Origin of the sequence: Roseibaca sp. Y0-43, assembly GCF_020667835.1 — a bacterium.
Taxonomy (GTDB): domain Bacteria; phylum Pseudomonadota; class Alphaproteobacteria; order Rhodobacterales; family Rhodobacteraceae; genus Roseinatronobacter.
This window is the reverse complement of sequence record NZ_JAFMPR010000012.1, coordinates 14,500-26,622: the sequence shown is the minus strand read 5'-3', so window position 1 is coordinate 26,622 and position 12,123 is coordinate 14,500. Positions and strand designations below refer to the sequence as shown.

The 12,123-nt window shown below is 64.9% G+C and carries 6 protein-coding genes; all 6 read right to left on the bottom strand.

Going from position 1 to position 12,123, the window contains the following annotated elements:
* Window positions 1-21: 21 nt before the first annotated feature.
* A complete protein-coding gene (locus J1C52_RS13470; RefSeq protein ID WP_227428467.1) occupies window positions 22-6,363 on the bottom strand; it encodes a type I polyketide synthase in 6,342 nt (2,113 codons plus the stop codon).
* Window positions 6,360-7,868, bottom strand: a complete 1,509-nt coding sequence (locus tag J1C52_RS13465) for a hypothetical protein (protein ID WP_227428466.1) — start codon at window positions 7,866-7,868, stop codon at window positions 6,360-6,362. The genes J1C52_RS13470 and J1C52_RS13465 overlap by 4 nt, the downstream gene beginning before the upstream one ends.
* A gap of 10 nt (window positions 7,869-7,878) precedes the next feature.
* Complete coding sequence (locus J1C52_RS13460) at window positions 7,879-9,243, bottom strand: Wzz/FepE/Etk N-terminal domain-containing protein (protein WP_227428465.1); 1,365 nt, start codon at window positions 9,241-9,243, stop codon at window positions 7,879-7,881.
* A gap of 15 nt (window positions 9,244-9,258) precedes the next feature.
* A complete protein-coding gene (locus J1C52_RS13455; protein ID WP_227428464.1) occupies window positions 9,259-10,149 on the bottom strand; it encodes a hypothetical protein in 891 nt (296 codons plus the stop codon).
* A 153-nt stretch (window positions 10,150-10,302) separates the two neighbouring features.
* Window positions 10,303-10,506, bottom strand: coding sequence for a DUF2783 domain-containing protein (locus J1C52_RS13450; RefSeq protein WP_227428463.1), 204 nt, complete (start codon window positions 10,504-10,506; stop codon window positions 10,303-10,305).
* Window positions 10,499-12,121: an FAD-dependent oxidoreductase gene (locus J1C52_RS13445; RefSeq protein WP_227428462.1), complete on the bottom strand. Its 1,623-nt coding sequence runs from the start codon at window positions 12,119-12,121 to the stop codon at window positions 10,499-10,501. The genes J1C52_RS13450 and J1C52_RS13445 overlap by 8 nt, the downstream gene beginning before the upstream one ends.
* Window positions 12,122-12,123: the final 2 nt, after the last annotated feature.

Below are 12,123 nucleotides of genomic sequence, written 5' to 3'. Positions count from 1 at the left end.
TGCGGCCGAATCCCGTCTCGCTCATTCCGCGGCCTCCTTGCAGCAGGGCAGGTCAGGCAGCAGGGTTTGCAGCTTGGCGGCCAGCACACGGACATTCGGCTCCAGCACCATGCTGTCATGGTCGCCGGGCACCTCGTGCACTTCCAGCGCCGGGGCGAACTGGGTCCATTGGTTGTCATGGAACACGTATTCGCGCTCTCGGCTGACCCAGTTGCCGCCTGTCACCTTCCAATGCCGGTCGAGCGGTGGGCGGAACAGGACCAGTCGTCCATCCCATGGTTGCACGTCATACTCTGCCACCGCCTTGCGGAACGCGGCTTCGATCGCGGCATTGTGGAACGCGCCGTCATTGTCGGTTGCCGGACCATCGGCCAGCTTGCGTTTCCAGCGGCTGCGCGCCTGCCACCATTCCGTCAGGTAGGCCGGGCCTTTGCGTTTCAGCTCGGCCAGCTTCATCATGGCCTTGTCGGGCGCGCTGAGCGTCGGGCGTTTGGGCAGGGGAGTGTCCAGCATGACCACGATCTCGACCACCTCTCCGGCGGCTTCGAGCTGGCGGGCCATCTCGTAGGCGGTGATCCCGCCGCCAGAGAACCCGCCAAGGCTGTAGGGGCCATGTGGCTGCACCTGCCGGATTTCGGCAATGTAGTCGGCGGCGGCGTCCTCTATGCGGTCATGCGGGGCTTCGCCGCCGAACAGCCCGCGCGCTTGCAGCCCGTAGAAGGGGCGATCGCGGCCTGCGAGCGTGGCCAGATGGCGCAGGTTCAGCACATTGCCGAACATGCCCGCGACCAGGAAGAAGGGCGGCTTCGCGCCCCCCTCGCCGTCATGCATGGGCACAAGGTGCTTGAAGCGGCGGCGCTTGGGCAGTTGCACCACGTTGTCGCCAGAGGATGCGCCGTTATCGCCCAGGCTGGCACCGGTCTGTTCTGCGATCATCGCGGCGCAGGCGGCGATTGTGGGCGCTTCGAACAGCACGGAAATGGGGAAATCCACGCCATAGGCTTTCTTGACCTGTGCAAACAGGCGCACCGCGATCAGCGAATGACCGCCCAAGTCGAAGAAATTGTCCTCGACCCCGATCTGGTCAATGCCCAGCAGGCTTTGCCACAGGCCGGTCAGGGTGCGTTCCACGTCATTGCGCGGGGCGATGTAGTCGGTGCCCAGATCGGGCCGCTCGAACCCGCCTTCGGGCGCGGGGGCGCTGGCTTCTGCCGCGACCTGCGCGATCAGGGCCTTGGGGTCGATGGACGACACCACAAGCGGCGAGACCCCAAGGGTCAGCGCGCGCAAGAAGGCCTCGGCCCCTTCGGACGGTTTGATCCCCAGCGCCAGCATGTCGCGCAGCCGTTCCTCGGCGGGCGAGAGCGTGGCGTTGACCTGTTGGTCGCGTTCCACCTCTGTGGCACGGATCGGCGGTGCATCGGCGAAGCTGCCTTGCTCCAGCCGTTTGATGGTGAAGCGCGTGATCTCTGCCACCACCGCGCCCTCGGGCGTGGCGAGCGTGATGTCGAAACTGGCGAAGCCCGGATCGCTGTCGCTGCGCAAGCGGGCATGGCTGAGGATCTGCTGCGGCAGATCGGACCAGACGCGCAGGCTGCCATAGGACAAGGGCACCCACAGATGCGCGCCGTTATAGCCGGGGATCAGCCCCATGGCCCAACCGGTCGCTAGATCCATCAGCGCGGGGTGCAGGATGTGGCCCGCGCGCAGGTCGTCCGTGAACGCGTCGGGCAGCGCCAGATGCGCCAGCCCCTCGCCCGTGCCGTAAGCCGTGCGGTTCAGCACCCGCCAGCGCGGCCCGAAGGCCAGATGCGCCTCTTGCGGGCTGGCCAGCCCTTGCCCTTCGGTCACGTCCGGGCAGCGCGCGGCAATGGCGGCAAGGTCGATGGGGGCGGGACGGCTGCCTGCGGGCAGCAGCGCGATCTGCGCCTGCGCATTCAGCACATACCCCTCTGACCCGCCCTGCATGACATCCGAACGCAGGCTGAAATCATAGCCTTCGGGCGTGCGGGCAAGCGTGGCGCGCAGCTTGCGCGCGCCGCCATCGGCCACGGCCAGCGCGCGGAAAAAATAGAGGTCGCGCAGCTCGAACGCGGCGGTTTCGCCCTGGGCACGCAGCGCTTGTGCGGCCAAGTCCAGATAACCGGTGCCGGGCAGGATGGCCGCACCGTCGCGGGTGCGGTGCTGGTCGACAATCCAATGGGTGCTGTCCAGTGTCGTGGTCAGGCGGCGATTGCCTGCCGAGTCGAACCCCATCTCGGCATAAAGCGGTTGGGCGCAAGGGCTGGCGGGCGTGCTGGGCGTCTGGCCCAGCCGCGTTGCCATCGCGTCGGCAGCCATGCCCGCTTCGGCCCAGATGCCCCAATCCAGCGCGATCACGCGGGTTTTTCCGCCCACCCGCGCGCGGGCAAAGGCGTTCAGGTATTCATTCGCGGCGACGTAATCGACCTGCCCGATCGGCGCGGTCAAGGTGGAGCTGGACGAAAACAGCACCATCACGTCCAAGGAGCCATCGGGCAACAGGCTGTCAAGCACGCGCAGGCCGTGCAGCTTGGGGGCGAAAACCTCTTCCACGTCGCCCGTGGATTTTGCCAGCAACGGTGCATCGGCCATGTGGCCCGCGGCATGGATCAGACCATAAGGCGCGCCATGGGCCTGCGTGGCTGCCGCAAGTGCGTCGCGCATCTGGTCAATGTTGCAGACATCGGCGCCCGCGACATGCACCTGCCCGCCCAAGGCTTCCAGCCGCTCGACCGCCAGAATGCGGCGCGTGGTCGGGTCGGCGGGGCTGTGGTTTGCTTGCCAAGCCAGCCAATCGGCGCGGTCGGGCAGGGGTGTGCGGGCAACAAGCGTGATCTTGGCCTTGAACCGTGCGATCAGGTCTTCGGCCAAGCTAAGGCCAATACCGCCAAACCCCCCGGTGATGACCCAATGCGCGCCTTCGGGAATGTCCGGCACGGCGTTGGGCAGGGTGACGGGGCGCAAAACCTGCCCGTAGCGCTTGCCGGCGCGCAACAGCGCGGTGGTGCTGGCGGGGGCCGCGCACATCTCTTCCAGAAGCATTTCGGGCGTGGCGCTGGCATCAATATCCAGCGTCGCGCAGGTCAGGCCAGCGATTTCATGCGGGGCCACGCGGGCGGGACCGGCGATCATGGCCTTTTCCGGGTAGCGCAGCGCCTCGCCCTCCAGCGCCTGCGCGCCATTGGTGAAGACGACCATATGCACCGGCTGCGGAAGGGTTTCGCTTTGCATGGCCTGCGCCAGGAACATCAGCGCGTAAAAACCCTGCTCTATATTGCGGTGCAGGAAGCTGGAACCGGGGCGGAACCGCTCTTTGCCCGTAACCAGCCAGAAATGCGCGATCCGCGTGGGCGCGGTGCCGCTGGCGATCAGATCGGCCAGCAGCCGCGCATAGGCCTCGCGCCCATGTTCGGGGGCAAGGGTGAAAAGGGTGTCGGACTTGCGCGCATAGGTATCGCCCGCGCGCACCTCGACCACCTTGTGGCCTGCGCGGCGCAAGCGGTCGATGACCGGGGCGGCGGTGCCGTCCTCGTCCGCGAAGACCAGCCATGTCTGCGGATCGCGCCCAAGTTCGGTCGCGATGTCGATGTCGCAATCGGCATAGGCGGGCTTCCACGCGATCTTGGTGCCCCAGTTGGAGATATCGTCGATCCGCTCCAGCTGCGGCGCGGCCGTGGCGGTGCTTTGGCCGGGTTCGATGAAATAGCGCGCGCGCTGGAAGGCATAGGTCGGCAACTCGACCCGGTGGCGCTTGGCATCACCCCAGATTTGCGCCCAGTCGAACGTGCCGCCCAAGGCCCAGATGCGCGCCAGAACGCCCAGATGATACAGGTCATCCGCGATCTCTTCATCCGGGTGGCGCAGGGCAGCCAGCACCTGCTGGCCCGGCACCGCGCCATGCATCCGCGCAAGCGACGACAGCGCCTTGCCCGGACCCATTTCGATATAAATCCGGTTCGGGGTCTGGCTGAGCGTGCCAATGCAATCGGCAAATCGGACCGTGTTGCGTAGGTGCTGCACCCAGTAATCCGGGTTGGTTGCGTCCGCGTCGCTCAGCACTTCGCCGGTCCGGTTAGAGATGATGGGCAAGCGCGGCGCGTGCAACGGGATCGACCGCAGGTAATCGCCGAACGCGCCCAGGATCGGGTCCAGCATCCGGCTATGCGCGGCAATGTCGATAGCGACGCGGGTGGCGTCGATCTCGTCCGCTGCCAGCTTGGCCTGCAAACGGTCCAGCGCCGCTTGCGGGCCTGAAATCACCGTCAGTTCGGGTGCATTGACAGAGGCGATATCGTGGTCGTCATCCAGATAGGGCTGCAACGCATCCAGCGACAAGGGCACCGACAACATGCCGCCCGCGGGCACCGTGTCGAACAACTGCCCGCGCAAATGGACAAGGCCGATGCAATCCTCGAACGACATGACACCGGCCAGGCAGGCGGCGGTGTTCTCGCCCATGGAATGGCCGACCAGAACCTGCGGCTCTACCCCCCAGCCCATGAACATCTGCGCCAGCGCGTATTCGGTAATCATGATGAGCGGAAGCTGCACCGAAGGACGGGTCAGCGCGGCATTTGCCGCTGCCTCGGCCCCCTTTTCGGGCAGCCACAAAGCGCGGATGTCATAGTCGAGCTTGGGTTGCAGATGGTCCAAACCGCGGTCCATCCATTCGGCAAAGACCGGTTCCGTCTCATAAAGCTCGCGCGCCATGCCCGCGTATTGCGCGCCGCCGCCGGGGAACATGAAGACCATGTCGGGGCGGTCGAGTGCTGTATGGGTAAACACGCGGCGGGGGTGGTCCTGCTCCAGCAGGTCGGCGGCCTCTGCATGGGTTTCGGCCACGACAACGCGGCGCTGGTCCAGCTCTGTGCGCCCTTCTTTCAGGGTAAAGGCCACATCGGCCAAGGGCTGCTCGGGGTGCGTGCGCAGATGCGCGGCCAAGCGCTGGGCATTCGCCCCAAGCGCGGCCTTGGATTTGGCCGAAAGCGTCAGGATCTGGAACGGCCAGTCGCTTTCGTCTGACGGCGCGCGCGCAGGTGCTTCTTCCAGCACGATATGCGCGTTGGTGCCGCCTACGCCAAGGCTATTGACGCCCGCGCGCAAGGGGCCATAGGCCTGCCACGGCGTCAGAGTGTCGTTCACGACAAAGGGCGAATGTTCGAAATCAATCGCGGGGTTCGGGGCCTCATACCCCAGCGATGGCGGCAATTCGCGGTGCTGAAGCGCGCTGGCGACCTTGATCAGGCTGGCCACGCCCGCAGCCGTGTCCAGATGGCCGATATTTGTTTTCACCGACCCGATCCGGCAAAACCCGGTCTTGTCGCTGTTGAAGGCTTGCGTCAGGGCCGCGACCTCTATCGGGTCGCCCAGATAGGTGCCCGTGCCGTGGCATTCGACGTAAGAGATGCTGTCCGACGGCACGCTTGCGATTTGATGGGCTTCGGCAATCGCCTGTGCCTGCCCCTCGACAGACGGGGCCAGATAGCCCGCCTTTTGTGCGCCATCGTTGTTGATGGCGGTCCCCTTTATGACCGCGATGATCCGGTCGCCATCGGCCACGGCATCGGCCAGCCGGCGCAGCACGACCGCGCCCGCGCCAGAGCCGAACACGGTGCCTTGGGCGCGATGATCGAACGCATGGCACGCGCCGTCGGGCGAAAGGATCTCGTTTTCCTTGTAAAGATAGCCGCGCCCCTGAGGCAGCTCGATTGTCACGCCGCCCGCAAGCGCCATGTCACACTCACCCGTCAGCAGCGCGTTCACCGCGTAATGCACGGCCACAAGCGAGGTCGAGCACGCCGTCTGCACGTTTACCGAAGGCCCGTGCAGGTCCAGGATATGGCTGACGCGGGTTGTCAGGAAATCCTTGTCATTGCCCGTATGGCGCAACAGGAACATGCCCACATCATCGACCAGATGCGGGTTCGAGCAGATGTTGAAGTAGAAATAGCTGCCCATGCCACAGCCGGAAAACACGCCCACGGTGCCCTTTTCGCCGCGCGGCGGGTGGCCTGCATTCTCGAACGCTTCCCACGCCACTTCCAGAAACTGGCGATGTTGGGGGTCAAGGATCGCGGCCTCTTTCGGGGAAAAGCCGAAGAGGTCAGGGTCGAATTCTGCAAACCCGTCCAACGGGGCAGCATAGGGCACGTAATTGGGCTTGCGCAGCATCGCGGCGCTTTCGCCCGCGTCCAGCAATTCCTGTTCCGACAGCTTGCGGATAGAGGAGCGGCCCGCGCGCAGGTTGTCCCAGAATTCGGACACGGATGCAGCACCGGGCAAATGCGCGGCCATGCCGATGATGGCAATGTCGTTTTCGTTGAAATTCTGCTCGGTACTCATGACATCTGGTCCTGTTCGGAACGAAATTGGGCGGCTGTGCGTTTGGGCTGCGCGGTGGCCAAAAGCGTGCGTCGGGTGGGCGCGGCTTGCAGTTTGCTCAGGCGCGCGGCCTGCACGCGGTTGGCCTGCAATTCGGCATGGCCCAAAAGCGCGCCCGCCAGCAGCCATGTGAAAGGGATAAGCGTTGCGTTGGGCAACAGGTCGACAAGGTTCGCGCCCAGCAGAAGTGCAAGCAGGCCGACCACCTTGGGAATATCGGCATTCGGCATTTGCCGATACCGCCACCAGACCGCGAAGATGGGGACACACAGCAAGCCGAAGGTTGCGATATAGCCCAGCCAACCCGCTTGCCCGATGGTGATGATCCATTGACCGTCGGAAATGGTGATCGCCTCGCCCGTTTCGGGGTCATAAACAAGGTTGCGGCCCCATGCGCCCCAGCCGAACCATGGCTTGTCGGCGGCGCGCTCCAGAAGCAGGTCTTCGTTGGTAAAGCGGTAGCCAAGGGATTCGGCGCGATCCTCGGAAATACCCGCGACGAAACGCACCATTGCATCGGCGGGCACGATGCCAGAGCCGCGCAAAAGCGGGTAGGCCAGCGCCGTCACCGCCATCATGGACGCGACGCGCAGCTGCATTTTCGGGCCGAAGAACAGCACCAGCGGGGCCACCACGAGCGTCAGCGCCCAAGGCCCGACCGACCGACACAGAACCAGCATCAACCCCAGCCAGACCGCGATCATCACCGCGCGCGTGCGCTCTGCCGGGCTTGCCTGCCGCGCTTGCAGCAGTGCCGAGGCAAAGCACATCATGGCAAAGAACGCGACCCACAACCCGTGGGGCATGAACACATAGGGACGGAAGCCGCCAAAGCGGATGGACTGGCCGTAATCGTGCTGGATATAGCCGTAGACCATGCGGTGCATTTCCGGCCCGATGGCGTTCTCGATCAGGATGGGGGCCGAATAGATCAGCCCGGCCACCACCAGCGCGCGCGGCAGTTCGGCCAAAGCGCGCTCATGCGCGAGCAGGCTGCGCGCAAGGAAGAAGGGCAGCATGAAAATGATCTGCGCCACCACGACGGAAAGCGAGTCGTAGACGCGCAAGCCGGGGATCATGGCATTCGCGGGCGTGAAAATGCCCATCCACGTGGTGTAGTCGGATGTGACGATGCCGAATTGCAGCGCTTCGGTGTTGGTGAACACCGTGAAGGCGGGTGACAGGATGAACAGAACCAACAGCACCCGAACAAGCGGATTCTGCGGCACTACCGCCACGCGCTCGCGCACCAGCGCAAGGCACAGGATGAAGGCGGTCACGTTCGGGATCAGCACCTTGTCGAGGTCGGGCAATAGCGGCAGGCCCACGCGCGTCAGTTGCGGCAGCAACATGTAGCCGCCCAGGATGGACCAGATAAAGGCCCGCTCGGGCGACATGCGCTTGAACATGACCAGAATGGCCAAGGGCCATGTCAGCAGCACGAGATATGCGATCGCGTTGCCCATGCCGTGCCTCTCAGCCGCTCATGCGCATGGCGACAAGGGCAAGGCCCGTCAGCAGCACAAGCGCGCCGCCCGCGCTCCACGCGATGGTACGGCGGCGTTTCTCAGAGGGCAGCTCTATGCGGGGCAGCACCAGCACCGGCTGCATTCCCAGTTCGCGCTCGACCTGTGCGGCGCTGCGCAAGGCGGGTTTCAGCCATTCGGCGGCATAGGACAGCATCAGGCCCAGAAACAGGCCAGCGGCCAGACCCATCACAACCATCGACGCGCGTGACCGCGATGACGGGTAATCGGCGGGCAGGGCGGCTTCGAGCATCTCGAACCGTTCGAAATTCTGGTCGTCGTCCAACTGCTCGCCCAAGGCAGCGGTCAGTCGGCGGTCGGCGATTTCGTTCAACTGTTCGCGCAACTGGAATTCGCGGCGTTCAAGCGAATCCAACTGGAACGCCACTTGCGGCGCGGCGCGGGCCAGCCGGTCCAAGGCGTCGGATTGCTGGCGCAACTGGTCCAACTCGCGCTGGGCGGTCAGCAGTTCTTCCTGCGCGGCGTTCAGCCGGCGCTGCTCGGTCGCGCGCAGGGTGCGGCGCTCTTCCAGCGCGGCGATCTCGCTTTCCAGCGCGGCAATGTCGCGGGTCGCGCGCAAAAGCTCTTCGCGGATGATCGCCTGCTCTGTGCGGCGGTCTTCCATGGCTTCGGGCAGAAGCTCGAAATTCTCGGCCTTGAAGGCCACGATTTCAGCCGCAACGCTGTCGATTTCCTGCTTCAGCCGCTCTTCTTGACGGGCGAAGAAATCCACCGCCTCGCGCACGTTTCCAGCCACGGCAGAAGCGTTTTCCTGCACGATCGCTTGCGCCAGTTCATTGGCCAGATCGGCGGCGACCTGTGGATCGCCCGCTTCGGTCATCACCCGCACGAGCGAGACGATGGCATCGGTCGCAAAGGCCTCGGTCACGCTGACGGTCAGGGTGCGCGCACGGTTTTCGCTGGTGACATCGGTGCCAAGGGCCGCGCGTTCACGGATTGCGGCGACCACCTCGAAACGGATCGATTCCCGCATTCCGGCCACACGCTCTTGCGGGGTCATGCCGGTGAACATGTCGTATTTCACGGCCAGATCCAGCAGGTTGTCGCGCGACATCAGCCGCTGCTCGACCGAGGCCAGACGCCGCGCGGCACTGGACGGCACGGCCGCCGCCGTCACGTCGCTGCCCACGCTTGGGCCTTCGACCTGGATGACGGCCTGGCTTTGATAGGTGTGCTCTGTCGTCAGGGCCACGAAGATCGCGCCGATCATTGCGACAAAGGCAACCGCCGCGATCAGGGCGGCGCGGCGCGACAGGAAGCTGAACAGCTCGTCTAATGTCTGGATGGGGCCCATCGCTTGCTCCGCTCGCTAACTGCGCTTGCCGAAGCCGCGCACGGCCCCGGTGGTCTGGTTCAGGATCACACCCAGAAAATCGCTCTTTTCGGCCAAGAGCCGCTCGCATTGCGTGATCTCGGCGGCGGTCGTGCTGGTGCTGTCGGCCACCAGAAGCGTTGCCCCCATTTGCGGCAGGATCGTCATGGCGGCGTCCCCTTCCAGCAAGGGCGGCAGGTCGCAGATGACAAGTTCGGGCGCGAATTCGACGGTCAGCTCATCCAGCATTTCTGCCAGTTCATGGGCCGAGATGGATTGGGTCAGCAGGTCCGGCGTGGTGCTTGCGGCGCCAAGGCCCACGGCCACGCGGCTGGTGATCTTGACCAGATGCTCATGCGGGCTGGCCGCGCCAGAGATCAGGCGATCCATCGGGCCGGGGGTCTCAAGCTCGAAATACCGGTGCAGCGCCGGGGCGGCCAGGTTCAGGTCCAGCGCTAGCACACGCTGTTCGTTGCGCCGGGCAAAGCTGGCCAGCAGCCCCGCGGTCACGAAGCTGGTGCCACAGCCGCCAAGCGGCGCGGTGATCGCCAAGGTCCGCACGCGGCGCTCGGCGAAGGTCTGTGCCAGTTGCGTGCGCAACACGTCGAACATCGCGATGATCTCGGGCGCGCGGGCTTGCTTGTTGAACTGGCTGATCGCGGCGTCGGGCTTGGGGTTGCGCCGAAAGCCCGGCAGGCTGTCCCATTGCGCTTCGACCTGCACCAAGCGTTGCGGCGACAGGGCACGCGCGGCCCCTTCGCGGCGCATGTCCCGATGGCCCGACAGCGCCATGCTGCGCGTGGCCGGAACCGACGCAGAGCCGGGCCGCTTCGCGACCGGATCGGGCGCGCGGCCCAACAGTTTTTCTAGCCGTGTCGTGTCCACCATGCCGGTGCGCGCCTCGCTGTCTGCCAGAACGGAGCATTGTTTCCGTTTTGAGAACTTATTAACAGCTATTCAAGCGGTTTGACGACGACATTAAGGCAAAAGCGTGGCGTGGTCCCATCACGATTGGGCATTTCAGGCGCGCCGTCGCAAGGATCACTCCAGCGTGCCTGCTTTGTTGGCAGCCTGAAGTGCTGCATTCAGCACATCACGTGACCCGATATGGTTCACCAGGATCAAGACCAGCCGCGCGGTCAGCGCGTCGCTCTCGGCCTTGCTTAGCCCATCATGCGCGGCGACAAGATCGGCATAGACCCCGTCGGGATCGTCCAGGTTGCGATGCAGGATAAGCTCAGACATGGGCGGCCTCTGGCTGGGACAGCGCACGCGCAAGCGCGGCGATCAGCGGCTTGGTTTCGGGGGCGCGCCAGCGGGCGGCGACATGTTGATCGGGCCGCAGCAGATAGGCCGCGCGGGCTGCGTCGCCCAGATAGCGCTGCGCCACGAGCGGGGCCTGAACCGGGTCAATATGCACCACGCGCAGCGGCAGGGCGAGCTGCGGCAGGTCCGGCGGCGGCGCGCCATTCACCCACAGCAGACAAAAATCGCCGCCGGTCTGATCCAACAGCCAGCCACCCGGCACAGGTGCATCCGGTATGGGCGCACCGGGGCGGGTGATGTCGGGCAGCCCGTCGGCGTCTGGGCTGGTCAGCGTGGATTCGTCATAGCTGGTGGGCCGTGACAGACGGCCTGAATTGACCATAGGGCGCGCGAAATCCTGCGTTTCGGCCAATGCCAGAACCGCGTCGCGAAACAGTTTGCTGGCCTGTGTCGAGGGCGTGATGAACTCGGTTTCCCGCGTCGCGCTCAGGATATTCTCATCCGCTGCATAGACGCGTTCGAATTCGTAACTGTCCAGAAGCGCCTCTGGTGCGTGGCCCTTCACAACAGCGGCCAGTTTCCAGCAAAGGTTATCGGCATCCTGAATGCCCGAATTGGCCCCACGAGCGCCGAACGGGCTGACCTGATGCGCGCTGTCGCCTGCAAAGATCACCCGGCCGCTGCGGAACCGTTCCATCCGGCGGCACTGGAACTTGTAGATCGACACCCATTCCAGCGCGAAATCCTTGTCCGGCCCCAGCATTGCTTTCAGGCGCGGGATCACGCGCTCGGGGCGTTTCTCGACCTCCGGATCAATGTCGCGGCCCAGTTGCAGGTCGATGCGCCACAGGTCGCCCGGTTGCCGGTGCAGCATGGCCGATTGGCCGGGGTTGAAAGGCGGGTCGAACCAGAAATGCCGCTCGGTCGGGAAATCGGCCTGCATGACGACATCGGCGATTAGGAAGTTGTCCTCAAACGCGCGGCCCACGAAATCCAGACCCATCATCCGACGGGTGGGCGAATTCGCCCCGTCACAGGCCAGCAGCCAATCCGCGTGCACCTCGTAATCGCCCTCGGGCGTCGAGACGCTGAGCCGCACATGGTCATCATGGGTGCCGATGGCTTCGACCCGGTTGCGCCCCCGAATTTGCAGGGGTCCCCCTTGCGCCGCCAGCGCCTGCGCGCGTTGCACAAGGATATGTTCCAACTGGTATTGTTGCAGGTTCACGAAGGCTGGGTGCTTGTGGCTGTCTTCGTCCAGAACGGTAAAGCCGCAGACTTCACCCGCGCCATGAAACACGCGGCCCGTGTTCCATGTCACGCCCATGTCGGCCGCCTGCCCGCAGCCCAGTCGGTCCAGAATCTGCAACGTGCGCTGGGAAAAGCAGATCGCGCGCGATCCTGTGCTGACGCGGTCATTGTCATCCAGCACCAGCACGGGCACCTCGTGCAGGGCAAGGTCTATCGCCGCTGCCAGCCCGACCGGCCCAGCGCCGACAATCACCACGGGGTGGCGTGCCGGTCTGTCCTGATCCTGGTCCTGGTCGGCATGGCGCGCATAGGGGTAAAGCGGCAGGTCAAAACTCTTGCTCATCT